The sequence below is a fragment of the Mesorhizobium sp. ESP-6-4 genome (assembly GCF_020164735.1).
GTDB lineage: Bacteria > Pseudomonadota > Alphaproteobacteria > Rhizobiales > Rhizobiaceae > Mesorhizobium.
This window is the reverse complement of sequence record NZ_JAIUGS010000002.1, coordinates 61,476-86,062: the sequence shown is the minus strand read 5'-3', so window position 1 is coordinate 86,062 and position 24,587 is coordinate 61,476. Positions and strand designations below refer to the sequence as shown.

Here is a 24,587-nt window from a genome sequence, read left to right as displayed (position 1 = left end):
AAACAATTCCGCCGTCGGCGCGGCATGCTACCGACACAATCGGCGACCATAAAGCGCGTCGAAACAAGGGGTCCGGGGCCATGACGACGGCTAACGACATTATCGAGAGCGGCACATCGGCCAGACTGCGCCCTGCCGGTGGCTTTATGCTCAAGCCGGCCCAGCAGCCGGCCGGGCCGTTCGAGGTCGCGGCCGAGGCGCGCGAGCCCACCGTGCGCGACGCGCTGGTGACTGGCCTGCTGGTGATCTATCCGGCCTTCGCGGCGGTGGCGGCGATCATTGCCGGGTTGTTCCTGGCCGGCGCCGGCACCGTCTGACCTTTCACTCAACGATCGGGGATCATCATGCAGTTGCGATTTGCGTGCGCGCTTGCCGGCGCGCTAGCTGTTGGCGCGACGAGCGCCGCCAACGCCTGCCAGCCGGGCGATGCCCGTCTTGCCGGCCATTATTACCTGAACGGCGTCATGGAGGTCGGTTCAGAACTGCTGTTGAAGAAAGACGGCAGCTTTGAATTCGCGCTCGCCTATGGCGCCAACGACCAGTACGGCAAGGGCTGCTGGGTGCGGAAGGGCTCGACTGTCGAGGTCATCCCGGCAGGCCGCAGTTCCGCCTCCACGCATCATACGCCCGACGACAGCGGCTTCAGCGGACTGGTGCTGACGGTGTCCGGCTCCAGCCTGGTGTGGGACATCAACGGCAGCGGCCATAAGGGCAGGTTCGAGAAGTAGCGCGCCTCTTTTCCTTCTCCCCCTGTGGGAGAAGGTGGATCGGCGCGTTAGCGCCGAGACGGATGAGGGGTGCTCCAGCGAAGTGAGGCGCCGGCAAACTTGCCGTCTCCTCCGGCGGTGTGAGACGCTGGCATTCCCTGGAACACCCCTCACCCGGCCGCTTCGCGGCCACCTTCTCCCACAAGGGGAGAAGGCAAAAGCACCCCTACTTCGGCCGCTTCAGCTTCTTGCGCTCTTTCTCCACCTCTGCCCGGCAGTAGCAGCCTTCGAGATGGTCGTTGACCAGGCCCATCGCCTGCATGAAGGCATAGACCGTGGTCGGGCCGACAAAGCTCCAGCCGCGCCTCTTCAATTCCTTCGATATCCTGACCGACACCGCCGTCGTCGGGTTAGCGCGCAGATGCGCCAGGTCGACGATTTCGGGCCGCTCGGCCGGACCCGGCTCGAACTTCCAGAACCAGGCGGCAAGCGAGCCGAACTCGTCGACCATCTCGCGGGCGCGTTTGGCGTTGTTGATGGTCGAAACGATCTTGCCGCGGTGGCGGATGATGCCGGCATTGCCGAGCAGGCGCTCGACATCCGCGTCGGTGAACGCCGCCACCTTGTCGAAGTCGAAACCGGCGAAGGCCTCGCGGAAATTCTCGCGCTTGCGCAGGATGGTCAGCCACGACAAGCCCGATTGGAAGCCTTCGAGGCAGATCTTTTCGAACAGCCGGCGATCGTCCGTCACTGGCCGGCCCCATTCGTGATCGTGGTAGTGGAGATAGTCCGGCAAATTGCCGTGCCAGAAGCAGCGCGCCCTGCCGTCCGGGCCATCGAGAATGCCGGTATTTTCAATCGCCATCGTCAGCAGATCCATTCGTTAATGCGCTTCAGCGCCGCTTTTACCGTGGCTTTACCAGATTCCTGAACCGGCCGGTAACCACACCAAAAGGTTTACTGACAAAGCGGCATTTTACGCATTCCGATTCATGTTTTGCTTGCCGCTCCGCGCCAAGGATCGCGAAACCCAGGGCGCCCTCGCCGCCCCGGATGAGTTCGATCAAGGTGCGTTCCCATGAAGACAGCGTTTTGTTCCCTGCTCGGCGCGGTGGCCATTCTTGCCGCCGGCGCCACGACTTCCCTTGCCAATGACCGCTATGCCGATGTGCCGCCGGTGATGGTAAGCCCCGACCTTTCGGCGCCTTGGGTGCTGCAGCTTGGCCACGCGCCGGGCATCATGCGCCCGACGCGGCAGGCGGTACAGCAGCCGCTGCAGCGCCTGTTCCAGGCGCAGCCCGATCGGCAAAAGACGGCGGCCGTGCAGCAGCCGGCCAAGCGCATGGTGATGCGGCCGCAGATCAATCCGGTCTACCTGCCGCAGGAAGTCGCCTATGACGGCCCTGCGAAGCCGGGCACCATCGTCATCGATACGCACCAGAATTTCCTCTATCTGGTCGAGAAGAACGGCAAGGCGCGGCGCTATGGCGTCGGCACCGGCAAGCCCGGCTTCGAATGGTCCGGCACCCACAAGATCACCGACAAGAAGGTCTGGCCGGACTGGCGTCCGCCCGCGGAGATGATCAAGCGCGAAGCTGCCAAGGGCCGCTACCTGCCGACCTATCTTGCCGGCGGCATCGAGAACCCGCTCGGCGCGCGCGCACTCTATCTCGGCACCACCGAATACCGCATCCACGGCACCAACCAGCCCTGGACGATCGGCGGCGCGGTGTCTTCCGGCTGCATCCGCATGCGCAACGAAGATGTCGTCGATCTCTATGAACGCGTGAATGTCGGAACCACGGTCGAGGTGATATAGTCACAGCGAATCAGCTGGTTAGACGGCGCAGCACTTTTTGTCCGATGCTGTTGCAGCCAAGTCATAGTGCCATCCTGCGGGATGTGCTTTAACCAGCGAAGGGGTTTATGGGGGACGGGCCGTGTGGGGATACGGCCAGTCGCGAAAAGGCAGCGCAGGGAAACCGCGCTGCCTTTTTCGTTTTTTGTTTTTTCCATGCATGAGGTGGCAAGTCGCCCCGAAAGCAGGGCATTTCGTTTCCGGGGCTGATTTCCCGGCGCTCCTCTGCTATTGCAGTGCACAAATCCTATAGTCACGCAATTCCGGACGGCAGTGCGCCTTTCCTTGAATTGCCTCAGAAGGCAGAGGTGCCAGCCATGACCCGGACCGACGACAGCCGCTACCTGAAAGGCGGCCCGGTTGCCCAGCGCATCATTGCTTCGGTGCGCGAGGACGCAGCGATCGCCACGGCCGAAGGTTTTCCGCCGAAGCTGGTCTCGATCACCGTCGGCGATACCGCAGCGGTCGATGTCTATGTGCGCAACCAGCGCGCCAAGGCAGCCCTTGCCGGCATCTCCTTCGAGGAGCGGCGCTTTTCCGCCGACATCACCGCCGGCGAGCTGGAAGCGGCGATCTACGGCCTCAATGCCGACCCGCGCGTCACCGGCATCATCATCCAACGGCCGGTGCCGGCGCATATCCCGATCAAGACGCTGCAGGCGGCGGTGCATCCGCTGAAGGATGTCGAGGGCATGCATCCGGCCTCGATCGGCAACATCGTCTACAACCAGCTCGACCTGGCGCCCTGCACGGCGGCGGCCTCGGTCGAACTGCTGAAGGAGACCGGCCTCGAGCTCAAGGGGCTCGAAGTGGTCGTCGTCGGCCATTCGGAGATCGTCGGCAAGCCGATCGCCTTCTTGTTGATGAGCGAGGGCGCGACGGTGACGGTGTGCCACCACATGACGCGATCGCTGGCGGCGCATGCGCGGCGCGCCGATGCGCTGTTCGTCGCAGTCGGCAAGCCGCGGCTGATCAAGGCCGACATGGTGAAGCCGGGAGCCTGCGTCATCGACATCGGCATCAATTCCGAGGTCGGGCCCGACGGCGAAACCCGTATTGTCGGCGACGTCGACACCGACAGCGTCAAGGAAGTGGCTTCCTGGATCACGCCGGTGCCGGGCGGCGTCGGCCCGCTCACGGTCGCGATCCTGTTGCGCAACACCATGGTGGCGCTCAACCGCCAGCGCGCGCTTTATCGCGCGACCTATGGGGTAGCGGATCAGCTCGCGGCGGAATAGCGCGACGATACAAATTCGATGCAATGGTGGACGGACAAACTACTCCGCGTTCCAGCGCGCGAGGAGGGTTCTGATGCCTTGAGAGGCTTGCAAATAACTTCTAAAGACCTCTCGGCGGATCGTGAACTGCGCTGTCAGATTCAGATCCCTGAGATCAAGGTATGCCTGACAATACTTTGGCATACACCACAAAAAAAGGCTATCAGTTTTGCTCCTGAAATAATACTGGCCGTCTTCTTCTGTCGTGTATTTCGTCCGCATCTTCATTAAACCACCCTGATTGATCAGATTTAGGCCGTCGTTCCGGTATAATCTGAGGAGCTTTTCGATTCTTTGTTCGGCGCTGCTTTCTTTCAATGGATATCCAGGGCCATAATACTGTATTCCGGTGACGACAATGACGGACTCGTATGGTCCGGGATGGGGCCTGTCCGTTTCGCTCGGATGAAACTCTGGCTTCCCCCAAAGATCGCGTTCCGGCGCCTTTAGGTCCGGTATCCAGAATTGGATGCTCACTGATTTGCGATTCGGATTGCAATTGAGATGGGTGGAGAATGGGCGGGGGTAGAAATAGGCCCACGGTATTCTGAATTTCAGCGGCCCGAGGTTAATCGCCACAAGATGTGCAGGGTCGATTAGGCGCGTTCGCTCCGCTTCCTTCGTCAGATGCCCGGGTTCGGCGCTGAGATCCGGTTCCGTGCAAGGCAGCCTGTAGACATCCTCCGCCGTTTCAGCAGCGTGGGCACTTGGCACCAGCGAAGAAAGAAGCAGGAGTCCAGTAGCGGCTGCCTTGCTCGCTGTACGATGGCCCATTGTAATCACTGCTCAAGCCCCAGAAGCGAACTACTCGATAAATATGGCACCAATCAAGTCACGGACAGCCGCTACTTGAACAAGGCACTATCAGCGTAAATTATTACTTTATAAATACGGCCTGCCCGACCAATCGAGATGCGCTCTATCGCTCGGAGCGACATCCGAAAGGGTATTTCTCGGAATTCCCTATTCGCCGGCGATCAGGTTCTTCTCGACAACGCCTTCCGGCTTCGGGCCGCCATAAGCCCAGTCGAGCAGCTTGATCGTATGCACCACCGGCAGCTTCGCCGCGGACGCGATCTGCGTGATGCAGCCGATGTTGCCAGTGGCAACGACGGAGGCGCCCGTCGCTTCGATGTTTTTGACCTTGCGGTCGCGCAATTTGGCCGAAATGTCGGGCTGCAGGATGTTGTAGGTGCCGGCCGAGCCGCAGCACAGATGCCCCTCGCGCGGCTCGCGCACGACGAAGCCGGCCTTGGCCAGAAGCTCCTTCGGCTGACGCGTGATCTTCTGGCTGTGCTGCATGGAACAGGCCGAATGGTAAGCGACGACCGTGCCCGGCCTGCGCGCTGGCTCGGGAAGGTCGAGCGCGGCGAGATATTCGGTGATGTCTTTGGCCAATGCCGAGACGCGCGCCGCCTTTTCGGCATAGGTGGGATCGAGGCGGAGCATGAAGCCATAATCCTTGATGGTCGTGCCGCAGCCGGATGCGGTGATGATAATGGCGTCGAGCCCGCCCTGCTCGATGGCGCGCGTCCAGGCGTCGACATTCTGTCTGGCCGAGGTCAGGGCCTGATGCTCGCGGCCCATATGATGGACGAGCGCGCCGCAGCAGCCCTCGCCCTCCGGCACCACGACCTCGACGCCGACCCTGGTCAGCAAAGAGATGGTCGCCTCGTTGATCGCCGGATCGAGCACGGACTGCGCGCAGCCGGTGAGGATCGCGACGCGGCCGCGCCTTGTGCCTTTCCCGGCATACGTGGCCGGCTTCGCCGTCGGCGATGCCGGCGGGATCGCCGATGGCGCGAGCTTCAGCATGGCCGCCACCGGCCTCAGCGCCGGTAGTTTCTCCAACAGGCCGATGAACGGCCGGCCAAGCCCGGCGAGCTTCAGCGCGACGCGGAAGCGGTTCGGGTAAGGCAGCACGAAGGCCAGTATGGCGCGCGTCAGCCGGTCGAGCAGCGGGCGCTTGTAGGTTTCCTGGATATGAGCGCGGGCATGGTCGACCAGATGCATGTAGTTCACGCCTGACGGGCAGGTCGTCATGCAGGCGAGGCAGGACAGGCAGCGGTCGATATGGGTGACGATCTCCTTGTCGGCCGCCCGGCCGTTCTCCAACATATCCTTGATGAGGTAGATGCGGCCGCGCGGCGAATCGAGCTCGTTGCCCAACGTCACATAGGTCGGACAGGTGGCGGTGCAGAAGCCGCAATGCACGCATTTGCGCAGGATCCTTTCCGATTCCGCGACATGCGGGTCGGCAAGCTGTATGGAAGAAAAAGAGGTTTGCATTTAGTTCTTATTTGCGCGCGTATTTATTGACGAACTTGATCACGTCCACTCCCGATTGCGTCACCACCTCCGCACCGGCATCAATCAGTTGAGCCCTCTTTGATATGCCTCGCGGCCCCGCGAACACCAAAATCGGCACCTCTATGTTTCTATTTTTTACGATCCTAATAAGGTCGAGGCCAGCGCCAGGATTGTCAATCCCGTCCTCTTTTCTACCAAGGTCCGTTATTATCGCAAAAAAACTTTCGTTCTCCAGCCTCTTAACCGCGTCATCAGTGCTCAAGGAAAGAACCACATCCACACCTCCTTTCCTAAATTCATCAATCAAAAAAGCGTTATTTGAAGGAAAATCATCAACCCACAGCAATGTCTTTGATATTTCTTGGCTTGCATAAAACTCTATGTTTTCATTTCTTTCAAATATAGTCCTGTTGTCTAAATCACCATTACCTTCTATCTCTAAGATTCTCTTCTGTATATCTGATATACTTTTCCTTATGTCGTCGACAACTTGCTGCGAATTCAATTCAAACCCAGCAATTTTAACACTTACAGAATCTCTTTTAAGCAATCCATCTATTGTCGGCAAAAATTTATATAGAGCAAATAAGGCAATAACTGGCCAAGCCAAACTGGTAATAGCTGTCCAGAACTCATGCTGCGACAATAAATTTAACATCCTGAATTCCTCCCCAAGGACATTCACTGTAAGCCTGGAGTTGTAATTTTCAAGTTCTTCCTGGATTTAGGATGTTCTTCGGGTCGAACTCGGCCTTGAGCCGCGCCGAGAGCGCCGCCAGATGCGGCGGCTGCGGTTCGAACACCGGCAGCGCGGCGCGATGCGAGGGCGAGGCGCGCACCAGCGTCGCGTGGCCGCCGCCATGTTTGCGGATCAAGCCGCGCAGCAAATCAGCCTCCGGATCGTCCTCGCGCATCGACAGCCACACCAGACCGCCCTGCCAGTCATAGAAGGCATCGACCGCCGCCTGCATGCGCAGCGCCATCACCATGTGGTGCGCCTCAGACGGCGCCATCGAGACACGCCAAACCGGTCGCGTGCCGCCATCGGCGAAAGGCACGCAGTCGCGAATGTCGCGCCAGATGGTTTTCGAGGCCTCGCCGGCGATCTCTTCCAGCGGCCCGGCCTTGCCGAGCAGCTGCTTCAGCGCTTCGATCCGATAGACGACCGAAGGGCCAAAACCTTCGACGCGCAACAGCGTCGCGGCGTCGCTGCCGTGCTTGCCGCCGGCGACCTTCGCGGCGATCCGCTCCGGCAGATGTGCGGCGCTCGACACTTCGGCGCTGGAGCCAAGTGCCAGCGCCATGGCGGCCACGGCGGCATCGTCGAGCAGGCCACGAATGGCCAAGGTCACCTCGGTTTCCGCGGCCGGCAGGACCTTGAAGGTGACGTCGGTCAGCACGGCGAGCGTGCCCCAGCTGTTGGCCATCAGCTTGGAGAGGTCGTAGCCGGTGACGTTCTTGACCACGCGCCCGCCGGACTTGAAGGCTTCGCCACGGCCGGACACGGCGGCGACGCCAAGGATGTGGTCGCGCGCCGCACCTGCCTTGAGGCGGCGCGGGCCGGACAGGTTCGAAGCCAACACGCCGCCGATCGTGCCCTTGCCTGGTTCACCGCCGAGCAGAGGGCCATAGTCCATCGGCTCGAAGGCGAATTGCTGGCCGTTTTCGGCAAGCAATTTTTCGATCTCGGCGAGTGGCGTGCCGGCACGGGCTGAGAGCACGAGTTCGGCCGGTTCGTAGAGGGTTACGCCGATGAGGTGCGACAAATCGAGCGTATGCTCGGTCTGCAATGGGCGACCGATGCCGCGCTTCGAGCCATGGCCGAGGATTTCGAGCGGCGTTTCCTCGGCGGCTGCCCATTGGATGGTGGAGAGGGTTTCGGCGAGTGTGGAGGGGGTGAAGGTGGTCATGAGGGGGCGCCTTTCCTCGCCCCAGCGGGGCCAGGGCAATCGCATATGGCAGCGCTGCCCCCTCTCTGTCCGCTACGCGGACACCTCTCTCCCATTTCATGGAGGCGGGGAAACACCGACCGCCGACGTTGCGACCTTGGAAAGCTTGGGTTCCTCGCCCCCGCAACGCGGGGGAGAGGTGGCTCGGGCGCAGCCCGAGACGGAGAGGGGGCCATCATGGAGCGCTATCTCCCGTCTTCCTGGCTGCGAAAACAAACCTGAGGTCGGCAGCAACTACGTCTTCGGCAAGCCGTCCTTCCAACGCCGCAAAGATCGTCTCGCAAACGCTCTTCTTGTTCTTTAAGACATCGAAGCTCCAAAACCGCAAAACCGAGAAGCCCTCGCCCCGCATGAATTCATCCCGCCGCCTGTCGTACGAACTGTCCGCGTGTTGGCTGCCATCCAGTTCCACAATCAGCTTTTCGCTCCTGCACGCAAAATCCGCAAAATACGGACCGATGGGCATCTGGCGAACGAATTTGTATCCGCCTAGCCTTCTTGCCTTCAGTTCGTTCCAGAGGATCGCTTCCGCCTGGTTGTCGCCGCTACGAAGCGCGCGGGCGCGGGCAATTTTCTCGGGCGAGCGGCGGCTTGGCTGATAGGCCGCCCCCCTCTCCGTCTCGGGCTTCGCCCGAGCCACCTCTCCCCCGCTTTGCGGGGGCGAGGAACTTTGATCCTGAGTCTTCATCAAAACCTCGGAATATCCGGAAACGCGACCTGCCCGCGATGCACATGCATCCTCCCAAGCTCCGCGCAGCGCCGCAGCTGCGGAAACACTTTTCCCGGGTTGAGCAGGTGGTTGGGGTCGAAGGCGCATTTCACCCGCATCTGCTGGTCGAGGTCGATCTGATTGAACATTTCCGGCATCAGGTCGCGCTTCTCGACGCCGACGCCATGCTCGCCGGTCAGGACGCCGCCGACCTCGACGCAGAGGCGCAGGATGTCGGCGCCGAAGCTTTCGGCCTTGTCCAGCTCGCCCGGCACATTGGCGTCGTAGAGGATCAACGGGTGCAGATTGCCATCGCCGGCGTGGAAGACATTGGCGACGCCGAGGCCGTATTTCTCGGAGAGATCACGCATGCCGGCGAGCACGCGCGGCAGTTCCTTGCGCGGGATGGTGCCGTCCATGCAGTAATAATCCGGCGAGATACGGCCGACCGCCGGAAAGGCCGCCTTTCGGCCGGCCCAGAAGCTCAACCGCTCCTGCTCGGACTGCGAGATGCGGCAGGTGGTCGAGCCGTTCCTGTAGGCGATCGCCTCGACGAGGCCGATCAGGTGGTCGACCTCGACACTCGGCCCGTCGAGCTCGACGATGAGCAGCGCCTCGACATCGAGCGGATAGCCGGCCTGGACAAAATCCTCGGCCGCGTGGATCGCCGGACGGTCCATCATCTCCATGCCGCCGGGGATGATGCCGGCACCGATGATGTCGGCGACGCACTGGCCGCCCTGTTCGCTGGTCGGGAAGCCGATCAAGAGTGCGCGCGCCGTCTCCGGCTTCTTCAGGATGCGCACCGTCACCTCGGTGACGACGCCGAGCAGGCCCTCGGAACCGGTCATGACGCCGAGCAGATCATAGCCTTCCTGATCAAGATGGCTGCCGCCGAGGCGCACCACCTCGCCGTTCATCAGCACCATCTCGATGCCCAGCACATTGTTGGCGGTGAGCCCGTATTTCAGGCAGTGCACGCCGCCGGAATTCTCGGCGACATTGCCGCCGATCGAGCAGGCGATCTGGGAGGATGGATCGGGGGCGTAATAAAAGCCCTCCTGCTCGACGGCGGTGGTGATGCCGAGATTGGTGACGCCCGGTTGGGCCACGACAACGCGATTAGGATAGTCGATTTGAAGAATGCGGTTGAAGCGGCTCATCACCAGCAGCACCGCATCCTCAAGCGGCAGCGCGCCGCCGGACAGCGAGGTGCCGGAGCCGCGCGGCACGACGCGGATGTTGCGCTCGTTGCAGTATTTCAGCACGCGCGAGACCTGGGCGACCGTTTGCGGCAACACCACGACCAGCGGCAGCTGCCGGTAGGCGGTCAGGCCGTCGCTCTCGAAGGCGCGCATTTCATTGGCCGCGTCGACGACGCCCTCGCCCGGCACGATGATGCGCATGTCGGCGACAATCTCGGCGCGCCGGCGCATCGTTTCGGCATCTGGCTTGGGCATGGCTAAGCCGGACATCGGGCAGCCTCATCCGCTCTTGACTGGTCAAAATCTTTTACCAGCCCGACGGTTTTGTTGCAAATGCTGCTTTGCTTGCATTCGGCGGCGAGCGTGACGCCAAGCTTCCGCAGCGGCAATCTGCCGCTGCGGACAGACCCGCGCATTAAGATGGTTGTCCGCTACTCGCCCGGATGCTTCGCCGGCTCGGAATGCATTTTCCGCACGCGGCGCACGCCCCACCAGACGAGCAGGATGGCGACCGGCACGGAGGCCGCGGTGATCACTTCGGGCGCGAAAGCGTGACCGAAGACCGAGGCGCCCTTGGCGACATAGCCGACGAGGCCGACGACATAATAGGATACGGCGGCGACCGACAGGCCTTCGACGGTCTGCTGCAGGCGCAGTTGTAGCCGGGCGCGGTTGTTCATCGAGGCCAGCAGGTCGCGGTTCTGCTTCTCCACATCGACATCGACCCAGGTGCGCAGCAGCGTCGTGGCGCGGGTGAGTTTTCGCGACAGGTTGGCCTGGCGCTCCTCGACCGAGCGGCAGGTACGCATGGCGGGCGCCATGCGCCGCAAGAGAAAGCCCGCCCAGGTGTCGTAGCCTTGCACCGGCTCTTCATCCAGCGCTTCCAGCCTCGCGGTGACGATGCCGTCATAGGCGCGGCTGGCGCCGAAGCGATAGAGGCTGGACGCGGCGTCGGCCTCGAGCTCGGCGGCGAGTTCGGTGAGGTCGGCGAGCAAGGTCTGGCTGTCGCGGGTCTCGACCGCCTTCATTTCCAGTGTGGTCTGCGCCAGGCGGTCCTCGATGCGACGGGCGCGGCCTGACAGCGTCAATGCCATCGGCAGGCCAAGCATGGCCAGCGTCCGATAGGTCTCGATGTCGATCAGCCGCTGCGACAGGGCGCCGGTGCTGGCCGGCGTCAGGCCGCGATCGAGCACCAGCATGCGGGTCAGGCCGTCGCCGTCCTGGCGGAAATCGGTGACGATGGCGGCAGCGCCCCGCTCGACCAGCGAATAGCACAGGCTGGTCGGGTCGAAGCCGGCGATCAGCCTTTCGCTCGCCTGCGTCCATTTGCGGATTTCCAGACGGATGCCGGAAATCACGGTGCCGGGCGGCGAGAAGCCATTGCCGAAGGGCGAATCCTCTTGCCCCCGGCCGTTTTCGGCCAGCGGCCCTTCCCAGAGATAGGTCGAGAATTCCGTATGGCGCTCCCAGCGCAGCGTGCCCTTGCCCCATTTCATCGCATGATGGCGGGCATTGCGCTCGGGCGCGGCGATGCCCAGCCGCCGCGACAGTTCCGACAGCACGGCATGATCGACCGCGGTGCCGCCCTCGGTCATGAAGGAGAGCTGGACCAGCACGCGCGGTTTCTCGATCAGCGGATGCGGGCGGGCATGGACCTCGCCCAGCGCGCCGGGCCGTCCCTCATGCGCCGGAAAGCCCATCACGCTGCCTTGGGCGCGCGGTTGGAATTCGAGACTGGACATCTCGTCGGACACGGTTGGTCCCCCTGGTTTCGACCTTCGTGCAAACCCTGCCGTCTTGCGGCAATCGGCGGGACGCGTAAACAGCAAATATCCGCATCCAGGCCCGGCGGCACGCGGCCGGCAATGCGACGGGCTGGACGAATTGGATAAATAATTTGACCAGTTGGCGACAGAGGCTTTAATCTGCACCACATCCGTCCCGCATCCCAGGCACCCTTCCGTTGAGCGACATCTTCTCCAGGATCGAGCATTCGCGCACCGCCGACGAGGTGGTGCAGCAGATCGAGAGCCTGATCCTCGAAGGCGTGCTGCGCACCGGCGACCGGTTGCCCGGCGAGCGCGAGCTGGCGCGCCAGTTCGACGTGTCGCGGCCGATCCTGCGCGACGCGCTGAAGGCGCTGGAAGGCCGCGGGCTGCTGACGACCAAGGCCGGCGGCGGCACGCATGTCGCCGACGTCATCGGCCAGCTCTTCACCAAGCCGGTGACCGATCTCATTTCCACGCACCGCAAGGCGGTGACCGACTATCTGGAATACCGGCGCGAGATCGAGGCTGTGGCGGCCGAATACGCGGCGCGCCGCGCCACGCCGGAGGACCTCGCCCTGCTCGACCGCATCATGGCACGCATGGACGAGGCGCACCGGACCGGCGATTTCGACGATGAGGCGGAAATCGACGTCGAGTTCCACCACGCCGTCTGCGAATGCGCGCACAACATCATCCTTTTGCACACGCTGCGTTCCTGCTACCGGCTGCTGTCGGAAGGCGTGTTCCAGAACAGGCTTCTGGTGTTCGGCGTGCCCGGCGCGCGCGAGGCGCTGCTCGAGCAGCACAGGGCGATCCACGCCGCGATCAAAGCGGCAGACCCAATCGCGGCGCGCAAGGCTGCGATGGACCACATCACCTATGTCGAGCGCTCGATGGCTGAAGCCGAGCGCAGTGGCGACTGGCAGCGCGTATCCAGGCTGCGCCTCAGACAGCGCTCGGACGCCGGCGACATCGAACCCACACGAAAACGCTCCTAAGCAGCGGGGACAACCATGAGCGAAATCCTCACCATCGCCGACCTCAAGGACCTGGCACGCCGCAAGGTGCCAAAGATGTTCTTCGACTATGCCGATTCCGGCGCCTGGACGGAGAGCACCTACCGGGCCAACGAAGAGGATTTCGGCAAGATAAAGTTCCGCCAGCGCGTGCTGGTCGACATGAGCAACCGTTCGCTGGAATCGACCATGGTCGGCGAGAAGGTAGCGATGCCGGTGGCGCTCGCGCCGACCGGGCTTACCGGCATGCAGCATGCCGACGGCGAGATGCTGGCGGCGCAGGCGGCAGAAGCGTTCGGGGTGCCGTTCACCCTGTCCACAATGAGCATCTGCTCGATCGAAGATGTCGCCTCGGTGACCAAAAAGCCGTTCTGGTTCCAGCTCTATGTGCTGCGCGACAAGGACTTCGTGCTTAATCTGATCGACAGGGCCAAGGCGGCGAAATGCTCGGCGCTGGTGCTGACGCTCGATCTGCAGGTCCTGGGTCAGCGCCACAAGGATGTGCGCAACGGTCTCTCGGCGCCACCCAAGATGACGCTCGCCAACATCGTCGACCTTGCGCTGAAGCCGCGCTGGTGCCTGGGGATCGCGGGTACCAAGCGCCGCACCTTCCGCAACATCGTCGGCCACGCCAAGGGTGTCGGCGACGTCTCTTCGCTGTCGTCCTGGACGAACGAGCAGTTCGATCCGCATCTGTCGTGGAAGGACGTCGCCTGGATCAAGGAGCGTTGGGGCGGCAAGCTCATCCTGAAAGGCATCCTCGACAAGGAGGACGCGCTGATGGCGGCTGAGACTGGCGCCGATGCGATCGTGGTCTCCAATCACGGCGGACGGCAGCTCGACGGCGCGCCGTCCTCGATCTCGGTGCTGGAAGAAATCGCCGATGCGGTCGGCGACAGGATCGAAGTCCATATGGATGGCGGCATCCGCTCCGGCCAGGACGTGCTCAAGGCGCTCTGCCTCGGCGCCAAGGGCACCTATATCGGCCGACCCTTCCTCTACGGCCTCGGTGCGATGGGCAAGGACGGCGTCACCAAGGCGCTCGAAATCATCCGCAAGGAAATGGACATCACGCTGGCGCTGTGCGGTAAGCGTTTGGTAACCGACATGGGCAAGGACCAGCTGCGGCGCTAGGCCTTATTCACCGATCCGCCCTAGTTTCCCGTGGTGAACCACACGGGAAAGACGTACGCCTTGACTGAGACCGGCATCCACTATCTCGACGCGCGCGGTCCGGACGGCATGCGTCTCTATGCGATCGGCGACGTGCACGGACGCCACGACCTGCTCGCCGCCATGCATCGGCGCATCGAGAGCGAACTGGAACATGCGCCCGGGTCGGACTGGCGCATCATCCATCTCGGCGACTATGTCGACCGCGGACCGGATTCCAGAAGCGTCATCGATTTCCTGATCGAGACGCGCAAGCGCGATCCGCGCAACATCATGCTCGCCGGCAACCACGACATCGGCATGCTCGAATTCCTAGCCGAGGCAGAGCCGGACGGCCTGTTCGTGAATTACGGCGGCGTGCAGACGGCGCAGTCCTATGGCGTCGATCTTCTTGGCGACGGCCACTGGTACGGCAAGGCGCAAGCGATCGCCCGGGGACATATGGCCCTGGTGAAAGCGGTGCCGCACAGCCACATCGATTTCCTGCAATCGCTGACGTTTTCGGCGACCTTCGGCGACTTCTTCTTCTGCCACGCGGGGATAAGACCGGGTGTGCCGCTCGACCGTCAGAACCAGCAGGATCTAATCTGGATCCGTGACGCCTTCCATGACCATCCAGGGCTTTTTTCCAAGGTGATCGTGCACGGGCACACGCCCGTCCCGGAAGCCGAGGTGAAGGCCAACCGCGTCAATGTCGACACGCTCGCCTGGAAATCCGGAACGCTGAGCGCGCTGGCCGTCAATGGCGGCGACAAACGCATCCTCGCCATGCAGGGGAAAGCGTTTTAGGTGCGATCCCGGCGCAGGCCTGCTTGCGATTTTGATTGTGGCCTAGTTCAGCGAGGCGGTGACGCCATAGCCGTCGACGGCGCGGTGGTTGGTCGCTGCGTCGGCGGCATAAATGCCCAGGCCGCAGAGCACGATGGCAGACAGCATGACAAAAGACAGGAGAGCTGCTTTCACGGACGTCATCTCTGGTTAAGCTTTCTGCATCTGGGCACGAGGCGGTTACCAATGCGTTGAAACGATAAAATGCGTCTCAATGTTTCGACGATTTCGCGCTTCTAAGCAGATTCTGTTTCGCCGGTGTGTCGGCTGGATCACACAAAAGGTTCATGGCGGTTGCATCGACGATACAAAGCGCGCCCTCTTAGAAGAGCGGCCGGACACAAACCAAGAAAGAAGAATGTTGTCCCCAGACGGAAGCGCTGAGGCGTGCCAATTATGCCACGCTTCGCCCGATCGGGGTGGAGTTCAGATCGTCGCAACCCAGGCGCGGGCTATCGCCAGACCGGCGCTATCGGCGTCGGCGCCATTGCGGGCCAGTTCGTCGTCGAGACGATCGTTCCAGTCGGGATGACGCTCGGCGATCATAGCGGCGAAGGAGGTGCTCCAGTCGCGCACCATCGGCGTATCCGCCTCGAAGTGGAACTGGAAGCCATAGACGGCGCGGCCGAGGCGGAAGGCCTGGTTTTCGGCGACCGCGCTGCCGGCCAGCCGCACGGCGTGTTCCGGCAGGCCGAACGTGTCGTCATGCCATTCGAAGATCGGGAATTTCTCGGGCAGCGCCGCCATGACCGGATCCGATTTGGCGGCCGGCGTCAGCGACACCTTATGCCAGCCGAACTCGGTGGCCCCGCCGATCTGGTTGGTGCCGCCGAAAGCCCGCGCCAGAAGCTGAGCGCCGAGGCAGATGCCGAGAACCGAGCGATCCTTGTCGGCGAAATCGCGTGCCAGGTCGAGCAATGCGGGGAAGTAGGGGCAGATCTCGTCGTCGAGCGCGTTCTGGGCGCCGCCAAGCACCACGATGGCATCGTGCCCGGTGCTGTCGCCGGGCAGCTTATCGCCGCGATAGGGCTTGCGCAGGTCGATATCGGCGCCGGCTTCCACAAGGGCAGCGCCAATCTGGCCAAGGCCCTCATTGTCGAAATTCTGGACGACCAAAACCCGCATCGAAAACCTGCTGACATGAAAACGCTGGGGCGAGCGATATCATGCGGCCCGTGTTTCAGCCAAGATGCGTGCCGGAGAGAAAGCCATGCCACTGCAGAACCGGGTCGACCCTTTCGGCGCCATCCATGCCGTGCCGGAACGCGGCCTGTTCACCGGCAATCGCGGCATCATCCACGATCCCGAGACGAAGACGCTGCTGAGGAAGCGCTGGGCGTTGCCGGCCTGGATCATCTGCGTCTGCGAATTCGGCCACGTGCGGCGCGAGCCGATGGGCCGCAACCGGCCAGGAGGAAAAGCCGGCTGGACCGAATTGTTCTTCCTCGACGAGGTGACGGCGCTGGCCGCCGGCCACCGGCCCTGCTTCTTCTGCCGGCGTGAACGGGCGACCGACTTCGTCAGCCGTTTCGGTAAGGCGTTCGGGATTGAAGAACCGCGCGCGCCGATGGTCGACAAACGGCTGCACAAGGAGCGGCTGGGTTCCGGCGGACGGCCGCCTCTCGTGACCGCGCCGGAGCTCGGAGGCTTGCCGGATGGAACGGTGGTAGCGCAGGGCGACGCTGCTTATGCGCTGCGCGGCGGCAAGGCACGCAAATGGTCGTTCGCGGGTTATTCGAGTCCTATCGCCTTCGATCGCCTCACCGGAGGGTCGCTGCGCCTGCTGACGCCGGCGACCACTGTTGCGGTATTGCGGCAAGGCTTTGCGCCTGTCTGGCATCCGACCGCCGATATTTGATGCCGCAGCCGGCCTCGCTCGTTCCTAAGCAGATATCGTGGGATGTCCCACGAATATCTGCTTAGAATCCCTTGTTTTTCGCAGGTTCTGATCGCAAAACCGCGAGACACTTTTGCGGAACCTGCTTGGGCCATGCGCGCCAACTACAAAATGCAGCGGCTGTTCGTGCCTGACGATCTCGGACCCGGCCTCGAACTCGACGCCGGACAGCAGCAGAGCCATTATCTCGCCCATGTGCTGCGGCTCGGCGAAGGTGCCGAGGTGCTGCTTTTCAACGGCCGCGACGGCGAATGGTCGGCGTCGGTCGCTGCAAAGTCCAAGAAGGCGGTCCGGCTGAAGGTGCTGGAACTGCAGCGGTCGCAGCCGCCGCTGCCGGACCTCGTCTATTGCTTCGCGCCGCTGAAGCAGGGCCGGCTCGATTACCTTGTGCAGAAAGCGGTCGAGATGGGCGCAGGCATACTGCAGCCTGTCATCACCCAGCACACGCAGGTGGCGAAGCCCGGCATCGAACGGCTGCGCGCCAATGTCGTCGAGGCGGCCGAGCAATGCGGCATCCTGGCAGTGCCTGAGGTGCGCGAAGCGGAGAAGCTGGAACGGCTGCTTGCCAATTGGAACAAGGAGCGGCGGCTGATCTTCTGCGACGAGGATGCCTCGACCAACAATCCGCTGCCGGCCCTGCAGGCGGTAAACGAGAAGAAACTTGCGCTTCTGGTCGGACCTGAGGGCGGATTTTCCGAAGACGAGCGCAAGATGCTGAGGGCCCTGCCATTCGTCACCGCCATCCCGCTCGGGCCGCGCATCCTGCGCGCCGACACCGCGGCGGTGGCCGCATTGGCTGTGATCCAGGCAACGATCGGCGACTGGTAGGACCTTGCCTTCTCCCTTTGTTTGGACCGGGGATATCGCGAACAGGTGTGCGAGGACATCGCGAACAGTTTTGCGCGTTTTGCGCGAGGGGGTTCGGATTATCCCCGAGCGGAAAGGGAAGGTAAGCCATGCAGATCAAATCCAGTTGAGCCGTGGCTCAGGATTTTTCGCTTGATCGGCTACTGACATTTCGTCCATCTAGCGCCCGGCGGCCAGCTGATGGCTGCGGAGGGCTTTCTAATGGCGCGCGACACAACCGATACCCAGCTCATCGAAGGCGTCGACGAACTTGTCGGCTATCTGGCCGACGGCAACAAGCCGCGCGACAAATGGCGCATCGGCACCGAGCATGAGAAGTTCCCCTTCTATGTCGACGGCAACGCGCCGGTGCCCTATGGCGGCGAGCGCGGCATCCGCGCCATCCTCGAGGGAATGCGCGAAAAACTCGGCTGGGATCCGATCATGGATGCCGGCCGTATCATCGGCCTGGTCGAGCCGACCGGCCAGGGCGCGATCTCGCTGGAGCCCGGCGGCCAGTTCGAGCTTTCCGGTGCGCCGTTGGAATCGATCCACCAGACCTGCCGCGAGGGCAATGCGCATCTGGCGCAGGTGCGCGAGATCGCCGAGCCGCTCGGCATTCGCTTCCTCGGCCTCGGCGGCAGCCCGAAATGGTCGCTGGCCGATACGCCGAAAATGCCGAAGTCGCGCTACGAGATCATGACGCGCTACATGCCGAAGGTCGGCACCAAGGGCCTCGACATGATGTACCGCACCTGCACGATCCAGGTGAATCTCGACTTCGAGAGCGAAGCCGACATGCGCCGCAAGATGCAGGTGTCGCTGAAGCTGCAGCCGCTGTCGACGGCGCTGTTTGCCAACTCGCCCTTCACCGAGAGCAGGCCGAACGGCCTGCAGAGCTGGCGCGGCGACATCTGGCGCGACACCGACAACCAGCGCTCCGGCATGCTCGAATTCTGCTTCTCGCCCGATTTCGGCTTCGCCGACTATGTTGAATGGGCGCTCGACGTGCCGATGTATTTCGTCATCCGCGACGGCCACTATCACGACATGACGCGCTATACGTTCCGACAGTTCATGGCGGGCGCCGCCCGCAATGAACTCCCTGACGGCCTGCCGACGATGGGCGACTGGGCAAATCATCTCTCGACCCTGTTCCCCGACGTGCGCCTGAAGCGTTTCCTCGAAATGCGCGGTGCCGACGGTGGACCGTGGCGGCGCATCTGCGCCCTGCCCGCTTTCTGGGTCGGGCTGCTTTACGACGAGCAGGCGCTTGACGCCGCCGAAGCGCTGACTTCGAGCTGGACCTATGAAGAAGCGCTGGCGATGCGCAACGCCGTGCCGGAGCAAGGCATCGCGGCGCCGTTCCGCAACGCCACCTTGCGCGACGTCGCCCGCGACGTGCTCGCCATCTCGCGCATGGGCCTGAAGAATCGCGGCAAGAAGAACCGCGACGGCTATGACGAGACGTCGTTCCTCAACACGCTCGACGAAGTGGTCGCGCGCGGCACCACCAGCGCCGAGGAGATGCTGTCGGCCTACCACACGCGCTGGGGCGGCTCGATCGAGCCGGTGTTCATGGAATATGCGTATTAACCGTCCGGCATGCGCCGAGCGGTTGGGCGCCAAAAGCCGCTTCAATCGGTGATGGAAACGAACTAGGCTCTCCGATGAGGATATTCTCGGAGGAGAACCCAAATGCCTTCCCTGTTCGACATTTTCGCCCAGGCCCAGAACGGCGCCGGCATGCAGGCGCTGGCACAGCAATATGGGCTTTCGATGCAGCAGGCGCAGGCCGCGGTGCAGGCGCTGCTGCCGGCATTCTCGCAAGGGCTGCAGCGCAACACCGCCGATCCCTACGGGATGGGTGCGTTCATGACCGCGATGGCGAGCGGCCAGCACGCCAAGTATTTCGAGGACGCCACGAGGGCCTTTTCGCCGCAAGGCATCGATGAGGGCAACGGCATACTCGGCCATCTGTTCGGCTCGAAGGATTTGTCGCGCGCCGTGGCAGCCCAAGCCGCGCAGGCGACGGGTTTGAGCCAGCAGGTGCTGCAGCAGATGCTGCCGGCCATGGCCTCGATGATGATGGGCGGGCTGTTCAAGCAGACCAACAATCAATTGAGTGGGGGGCGGATGCAGGCCGCCGGCTTCGGCGGCAGCGGCAATCCGCTCGGCGAGATCATCGAGCAGATGATGCGCCAAGGCGGCCTCGCGCCGGCGCCGCAGACAAGCCAGGCGCCGCAGCCGCCGCCCTATGGCGAGAACCCGCTCGGCAAAATGCTGCAGGACATGTTCGGCGGCGGCGCGCAGCAGTCGCAAAGTCAGCCCCAGCAGGCCCCCAGTCCGTACGGCGAAAACCCGCTCGGCAAGGTGCTGCAGGATATGTTCGGCGGCGGCGCGACACGGCAGCCGCAGCAGACTCAACCACAGCAGACGCAAAGCCCCTATGGTGATAACCCGCTCGGCAAGATCTTCGAGGAGATGCTGCGCCAGGGCGGCGGCGGTTTCGGCATGCCTGGGGCACAACCGGCGCCGCAGCCGCAGCAGAGCGCGCCGCAACAGCCGCAAACCAATCCGAGCGGCCGGCCGCGAAACCCGTTCGACGATATCTTCGGCAAGATGTTCGAGACCGGTGCCCAACAGCGCGACGAATATGAGAAGAGCGTCGGGACGATCTTCGATCAGTTCAAGCGCGACATGGACCGGCGGTGAGTTATCGAACGCCCCGGAACGACTTTCGTGAGCAAGAGACTCGAACAAATGCGCCGCAATCCCCGCGGCGACTGGTCGATGCGAGATGTTAAGGCAGTTTGCGACGAGGCCGGCATTCAATGCGTGCCGCCGAGATCGGGGCGGTTCGCATTACAAAATCTACCACACGGCAATGACTGACATTTTGACGGTGCCTTTAAACGCCCGATCAAGCCCGTATATATTCGAAAACTCGTGTCCTTTATCGACGAGGCAAAAAAGCATGACGGACAAGCTTGAATATCCTGTCGTCATCGCACCACTCTCGATTGAGGACGGTGGCGGGTTCTCCGCTTATGTCCCGGATCTTCCCGGCTGCATGAGCGATGGCGAAACTCCCGAAGAGGCCATCGCGAATGTTCAGGAGGCCATCGCGGCTTGGATAGAAGCTGCGCATGAACTTGGCCGGTCAGTGCCAAGACCGTCGAGAAAATTGGCTTTCGCCTGATCCCCTGAGACGCCTCCCAGAGAGAGGCGCGGTCAAAAAATGCCCGGTCCTGGAGGAGGAACCGGGCAATGTGCAGGCTGGCCGGCGGGGAACCGGCAGGGAGTGTGGGAGCCTGCATGAAACTTGGTCGCGCCGAGCCGTGAAAAGGTTCAACGCGACCGGAAATCCGGGCAATGCGGCCGTTCAGGCCACCCGACGAGCAAGATCCTCGATCGTGTCGGCGCGCTCGCTGGCAATGGCGCGCAGCTTCACCGTCGGATCGCGCCCGAAGGGCACGGCGACGGCGAGATGAAGGTCGGAGCGCGTCAGGCCGATATCGGCAAGCTCGGCGTCCGACATCTCGCCCAGGCGATAGAAGGCGCGGCGGTTTTTCCAGGCGACATAGGCGTTGGCGAGAGCATTGAGCACGCGCGTCGCAACGGCCGGACGCGTGGTGATGCGCGGGGTCTCGGAAGCGAATTCAATCGTGGTCATGTCAGTCTCTCCTTCCAGGAGCCGAGCGGACGAAACCAGGCGATCGGCGCCTTGGGAGAAGCGCCGTTCCGGTTTCCATTCACATGCTGTCATGTGGACAATGCCAATTTGCCATCGCGAGATTGATTAATCCAACGAATGTTTTTAATCTGTAGCATCAACATCAATGATGGGTTTGACCGATGAAAGCGCCGCTCGACCTCGATCAGTTGCAAACCTTCATCTCGATCGCCGACACCGGCAGCTTCACCCGCGCGGCCGAGGAGGTGCATCGGACACAGTCGGCAGTGTCGATGCAGATGCGGCGGCTGGAGGAGCGGATCGGCAAGCCGTTGTTCGAAAAGGACGGCCGCACCAACAAGCTGACCGAGGAGGGCGAAAGGCTGCTTGCCTACGCGCGGCGGCTGATCCATCTCAACCGCGAGACTTTGGCCGCCTTCGACGACCAGCGGCTCGAAGGCACGATCCGTATCGGCACGCCGGACGATTATGCCGATCGCTTCCTGCCCGAGATCATGGCGCGTTTCTCGCGCTCCAACCCGCGCGTCGAACTGACGGTCGTCTGCGAACCGACGCCGGGGCTGGTCGAGCACATCAAGCGCGGCAATCTCGACCTGGCGCTGGTGACGCATAACGATACGCGCGGCCAGTCGGAAGTGGTGCGGCGCGAGCCGCTTTTGTGGGTGACGTCCGCCAACCATGCCACACATGAGCAGGAAACCCTGCCGATGGCGTTCGGCCGGCCGAACTGCATCTGGCGGCGCGCGGCGGTCGACGTGCTCGACCGGCAGAACCGCGAGTATCGCGTGCTGTTCTCCAGCTTCTCGGCCACGGTGATCACCGCGGCCGTGCTTTCCGGCCTGGCGGTCTCGGTGCTGCCGGAATGCGCGCTGCGGCCCGGCATGCGCGTGCTCGGCGAGGCCGACGGCTTCGGCCAGTTGCCGGACTGCCGCATCGGCATCATGCGCGGCCAGACCTCGCAACCGGAGATCGTCGACGCTTTGGCCCGTCACATCGCCGAAAGCCTCGACAACATTTCCGTGCCGCTCGGCGAGGAGGCGGGAAGCTTCGACTTCGCCGCCCTCGCCTTCGCCAAGATGAAGCGGGTCAAGGCGAACCAGATCATGCCTGGCTGGTAGAGTCAGGCGCGAGCGGCGGAACGTTCCCGGTCGGCAGGTGAAACACCCGGCAGCGCAAGCAATTGGCCGGGCTCCAGCGGCGGCGACAGCAGATAGCCCTGCAACTGGCGGCAGCCCATGCCGACCAGCAAGGCCTTTTGGGCATCGGTCTCGACGCCTTCGGCGGTCACCTCGACCTTGAGCGCCTGCGCCAGCTCGATCAGTGTCTTGACGATTGCGCGCGCGCTTTCGTCCTCGTCGAGCAGATGCACGAAAGAGCGGTCGATCTTCAACTTGTCGATCGCCTGGCGGCGCAGATAGCTCAGCGAGGAATAGCCGGTGCCGAAATCGTCGAGCACGATGCAGATGCCGGATTGACGCAGCGCGGCAATCACCCTGCCGATCGTATCATTGTGCTCGAGCAGCACGCTTTCGGTGGTCTCAAGCTGCAGGCGACAGGGATCGAGCCCGGTTTCGCTCAGGATATCGGCGACCTGTCCGGCAAAGCCGATGTCACGCAGCTGCATCGGGGAGATGTTGACCGCGATCCAGGGCAATTCCGTCCCGGCGGCAAAGCGGCAGGCTTCGCCCAGCGCCCATTTGCCCAAATCGCCGATGAGGCCGCGCTCTTCGGCGATGGCGATGAATTGCGCCGCCGGCAAAGCGCCGTGCACTTCATGGCCCCAGCGGATCAGCGCTTCGGCCCCCAGTATCGCGCGGCCGTCGGCCGAGAAAACCGGCTGATAGGCGAGCTTGATGCCACCTTCGCCCTCCAGCGCCTTGCGGAGTTCCGATTCGACCTTGCGCTTGCGCAGCAAGAGATCGTCCATGTCGCCGGCAAACAGCTCGTAGCGGCCACGACCGTTCTTCTTGGCCTCGTAAAGCGCGATGTCGGCCTTGCGCAACAGCTCGTCCGCGTCGATGTCCGATCCAGACGACAGCGCGATGCCGACGCTCGCGCTGACGAAGATCTGGTCGTCGATCAGCCGGAACGGCTCACGCAACTTCAAGAGCAGCCTTTCGGCGATGTCCTCGGCGCTTCCGACGTCGGGAACGTCAAGCAGGATGACGGCGAATTCGTCACCGCCGAGCCGCGCGACGGTATCGACTTCGCGGATCGTATGCTTGAGCCGCGCCGCCGTCTGGCGCACGAGCTCGTCACCGGCCGGATGGCCGAGCGTGTCGTTGATATGCTTGAAGCGGTCGAGGTCGAGGTAAAGCAGCGCGACGCGCGTCTTGTCCCTGCTGGCGAACAGCAGCGTGCGCCGCAAGCGGTCCTCGAACAGCGCCCGGTTGGGGAGGCCGGTGAGCGTGTCGTGGAAGGCAAGATATTGCGCCTGGTCCTGGCTGGTCTGCAGCGCCGTCGAGGCCCGACGCAACCTGCTCAACAGGAATACCAGCACGCCGCCCGCCAACAGCAGCGCGATCACCAAGGCAGGAGCGATCTCGCGCACCAGAGCAAGGCCGGGCCGTAGCTGGTCCCAGCCGATATAGCCGAGGATGACGCCGCGCGAATCAACCAGCGGCACGGCGGCTGGGCCAGCCGGCTGTGACAAAGGCACCAGCCGCGCGCCATCAAGCAGGTACTTTCCGGCGATCTTGCCGATCACCGCGTTATTGATGAATTCGACCGACACATGCAGATATTCGGTGCCTTGCGCCTGGCTGATCCTGTCCGAGCTCGGCAGGAGCGGCGCGACGCTGACGATCGCCGGTTTGCCGTCGAGCGACACGAGATCCTCGGCCACCATCTTCGCAGGCTGGCCGTACGCATCGGTCTGCGGCGGCCCAGCCAGCATGCGACGCAGTTTTTCGATGATTGGAAGAAGCGTGGGCTGGTCCTCGCCATAGGCGGAAGCGTCGACCACCTTGCCCTCGCGCATGGCGTGGATCGCATGATTGGCGGCGTCGAGAATATAGACCCGGTTGTGACCATAATAGGTGTACATCCAGACACTGAGATTCTCTTCGATCCAGGTCTGGTTGCCTGCCCTCACATTGATGATCGCGTCATCCCAAACCGAAACGCTTTCCTGCTCCCGCTGAACAGACGCAATCTGGTCCTTCAAACCATCGGCGATGAACATCTTTTGTCGTACGAGCGAGGCATCATCGGCCTGGCTGGCCGCGTAGAAACCGAAGCCCACGACGATGGCTAAAGCGAAAGTGGCGAGCGTCAGCACGGTCAGCGTGACCTGACGGGTCAACGGGCTGCTGTTTTGGCGTGCGCTCATCAGGTCCCCGGCCGG

The 24,587-nt window shown here is 62.8% G+C and carries 25 protein-coding genes; 13 read left to right on the top strand and 12 right to left on the bottom strand.

What is annotated here, in order from left to right; genetic code table 11:
- The first annotated feature begins 80 nt into the window (after positions 1–80).
- Both LB523_RS04120 and LB523_RS04115 read left to right on the top strand, forming a co-directional pair.
- Entirely contained in the window at positions 81–317 is a 237-nt protein-coding gene (locus LB523_RS04120; protein ID WP_224601054.1) for a hypothetical protein, read from the top strand.
- 27 nt (positions 318–344) lie between these two features.
- On the top strand, positions 345–728 hold the full coding sequence (locus tag LB523_RS04115) for a hypothetical protein (protein WP_224601053.1): 384 nt from the start codon (positions 345–347) through the stop codon (positions 726–728).
- 205 nt (positions 729–933) lie between these two features.
- Here the strand turns inward: LB523_RS04115 and LB523_RS04110 are convergent, their stop codons facing one another.
- Entirely contained in the window at positions 934–1,572 is a 639-nt protein-coding gene (locus tag LB523_RS04110) for a DNA-3-methyladenine glycosylase I (RefSeq protein ID WP_224601052.1), read from the bottom strand.
- Between the two features lie 213 nt (positions 1,573–1,785).
- Here LB523_RS04110 and LB523_RS04105 point away from each other — a divergent pair, with 213 nt between their 5' ends.
- Positions 1,786–2,526 (top strand): L,D-transpeptidase, encoded by a 741-nt coding sequence (locus LB523_RS04105; protein WP_224601051.1) that lies wholly within the window; start codon positions 1,786–1,788, stop codon positions 2,524–2,526.
- A gap of 356 nt (positions 2,527–2,882) precedes the next feature.
- Positions 2,883–3,803, top strand: coding sequence for a bifunctional 5,10-methylenetetrahydrofolate dehydrogenase/5,10-methenyltetrahydrofolate cyclohydrolase (locus LB523_RS04100; protein WP_224601050.1), 921 nt, complete (start codon positions 2,883–2,885; stop codon positions 3,801–3,803).
- Positions 3,804–3,842: 39 nt separating this feature from the next.
- Here LB523_RS04100 and LB523_RS04095 read toward each other — a convergent pair whose 3' ends face one another.
- From LB523_RS04095 to LB523_RS04065, 7 genes are all read right to left on the bottom strand, one after another.
- Positions 3,843–4,616: a hypothetical protein gene (locus LB523_RS04095; protein WP_224601049.1), complete on the bottom strand. Its 774-nt coding sequence runs from the start codon at positions 4,614–4,616 to the stop codon at positions 3,843–3,845.
- A 189-nt stretch (positions 4,617–4,805) separates the two neighbouring features.
- Positions 4,806–6,131, bottom strand: a complete 1,326-nt coding sequence (gene glcF, locus LB523_RS04090; RefSeq protein WP_224601048.1) for a glycolate oxidase subunit GlcF — start codon at positions 6,129–6,131, stop codon at positions 4,806–4,808.
- A 7-nt stretch (positions 6,132–6,138) separates the two neighbouring features.
- Positions 6,139–6,810: a response regulator gene (locus LB523_RS04085; RefSeq protein WP_224601047.1), complete on the bottom strand. Its 672-nt coding sequence runs from the start codon at positions 6,808–6,810 to the stop codon at positions 6,139–6,141.
- 49 nt (positions 6,811–6,859) lie between these two features.
- Complete coding sequence (locus tag LB523_RS04080; protein ID WP_224601046.1) at positions 6,860–8,062, bottom strand: FAD-binding protein; 1,203 nt, start codon at positions 8,060–8,062, stop codon at positions 6,860–6,862.
- 214 nt (positions 8,063–8,276) lie between these two features.
- Complete coding sequence (locus LB523_RS04075) at positions 8,277–8,789, bottom strand: endonuclease domain-containing protein (RefSeq protein WP_224601045.1); 513 nt, start codon at positions 8,787–8,789, stop codon at positions 8,277–8,279.
- The gene (locus LB523_RS04070; RefSeq protein ID WP_224601044.1) at positions 8,789–10,285 is read right to left on the bottom strand and encodes an FAD-linked oxidase C-terminal domain-containing protein; all 1,497 of its coding nucleotides are present in this window, start codon (positions 10,283–10,285) and stop codon (positions 8,789–8,791) included. The genes LB523_RS04075 and LB523_RS04070 overlap by 1 nt, the downstream gene beginning before the upstream one ends.
- 161 nt (positions 10,286–10,446) lie before the next feature.
- Positions 10,447–11,769, bottom strand: coding sequence for a DUF3422 family protein (locus tag LB523_RS04065; RefSeq protein ID WP_095769969.1), 1,323 nt, complete (start codon positions 11,767–11,769; stop codon positions 10,447–10,449).
- 209 nt (positions 11,770–11,978) lie between these two features.
- Here LB523_RS04065 and LB523_RS04060 point away from each other — a divergent pair, with 209 nt between their 5' ends.
- The 3 genes from LB523_RS04060 to LB523_RS04050 are packed head-to-tail and all read left to right on the top strand — an operon-like array spanning position 11,979 to position 14,762.
- Entirely contained in the window at positions 11,979–12,782 is an 804-nt protein-coding gene (locus LB523_RS04060) for an FCD domain-containing protein (protein ID WP_095769968.1), read from the top strand.
- 15 nt (positions 12,783–12,797) lie between these two features.
- Positions 12,798–13,934, top strand: coding sequence for an alpha-hydroxy acid oxidase (locus LB523_RS04055; RefSeq protein ID WP_224601043.1), 1,137 nt, complete (start codon positions 12,798–12,800; stop codon positions 13,932–13,934).
- 60 nt (positions 13,935–13,994) lie between these two features.
- Positions 13,995–14,762, top strand: a complete 768-nt coding sequence (locus LB523_RS04050) for a metallophosphoesterase (protein WP_224601042.1) — start codon at positions 13,995–13,997, stop codon at positions 14,760–14,762.
- Positions 14,763–14,804: 42 nt separating this feature from the next.
- Here the strand turns inward: LB523_RS04050 and LB523_RS29240 are convergent, their stop codons facing one another.
- Together LB523_RS29240 and LB523_RS04045 are read right to left on the bottom strand one after the other, a co-directional pair.
- The gene (locus LB523_RS29240; protein ID WP_263481599.1) at positions 14,805–14,936 is read right to left on the bottom strand and encodes a hypothetical protein; all 132 of its coding nucleotides are present in this window, start codon (positions 14,934–14,936) and stop codon (positions 14,805–14,807) included.
- Between the two features lie 291 nt (positions 14,937–15,227).
- Complete coding sequence (locus LB523_RS04045; RefSeq protein ID WP_224601041.1) at positions 15,228–15,926, bottom strand: type 1 glutamine amidotransferase; 699 nt, start codon at positions 15,924–15,926, stop codon at positions 15,228–15,230.
- Between the two features lie 85 nt (positions 15,927–16,011).
- Between LB523_RS04045 and LB523_RS04040 the strand changes: the two genes are divergently transcribed.
- From LB523_RS04040 to LB523_RS04020, 5 genes are all read left to right on the top strand, one after another.
- A complete protein-coding gene (locus LB523_RS04040) occupies positions 16,012–16,659 on the top strand; it encodes a hypothetical protein (protein WP_224601040.1) in 648 nt (215 codons plus the stop codon).
- A 132-nt stretch (positions 16,660–16,791) separates the two neighbouring features.
- Positions 16,792–17,526, top strand: a complete 735-nt coding sequence (locus tag LB523_RS04035) for a 16S rRNA (uracil(1498)-N(3))-methyltransferase (RefSeq protein ID WP_224601039.1) — start codon at positions 16,792–16,794, stop codon at positions 17,524–17,526.
- Positions 17,527–17,766: 240 nt separating this feature from the next.
- Complete coding sequence (locus tag LB523_RS04030) at positions 17,767–19,140, top strand: glutamate--cysteine ligase (protein WP_224601038.1); 1,374 nt, start codon at positions 17,767–17,769, stop codon at positions 19,138–19,140.
- A 102-nt stretch (positions 19,141–19,242) separates the two neighbouring features.
- Positions 19,243–20,259 (top strand): DUF937 domain-containing protein, encoded by a 1,017-nt coding sequence (locus LB523_RS04025; RefSeq protein WP_224601037.1) that lies wholly within the window; start codon positions 19,243–19,245, stop codon positions 20,257–20,259.
- A 262-nt stretch (positions 20,260–20,521) separates the two neighbouring features.
- Positions 20,522–20,746 (top strand): type II toxin-antitoxin system HicB family antitoxin, encoded by a 225-nt coding sequence (locus tag LB523_RS04020; protein WP_095769958.1) that lies wholly within the window; start codon positions 20,522–20,524, stop codon positions 20,744–20,746.
- A 183-nt stretch (positions 20,747–20,929) separates the two neighbouring features.
- On the opposite strand, the gene LB523_RS04015 is transcribed toward LB523_RS04020, so the two are convergent.
- Complete coding sequence (locus LB523_RS04015) at positions 20,930–21,220, bottom strand: DUF1127 domain-containing protein (RefSeq protein ID WP_140839450.1); 291 nt, start codon at positions 21,218–21,220, stop codon at positions 20,930–20,932.
- A 182-nt stretch (positions 21,221–21,402) separates the two neighbouring features.
- On the opposite strand from LB523_RS04015, the gene LB523_RS04010 reads away from it, so the two are divergent.
- Positions 21,403–22,359 (top strand): LysR substrate-binding domain-containing protein, encoded by a 957-nt coding sequence (locus tag LB523_RS04010; protein WP_140839452.1) that lies wholly within the window; start codon positions 21,403–21,405, stop codon positions 22,357–22,359.
- A gap of 2 nt (positions 22,360–22,361) precedes the next feature.
- Here LB523_RS04010 and LB523_RS04005 read toward each other — a convergent pair whose 3' ends face one another.
- The gene (locus tag LB523_RS04005; RefSeq protein ID WP_224601036.1) at positions 22,362–24,572 is read right to left on the bottom strand and encodes an EAL domain-containing protein; all 2,211 of its coding nucleotides are present in this window, start codon (positions 24,570–24,572) and stop codon (positions 22,362–22,364) included.
- Positions 24,573–24,587: the final 15 nt, after the last annotated feature.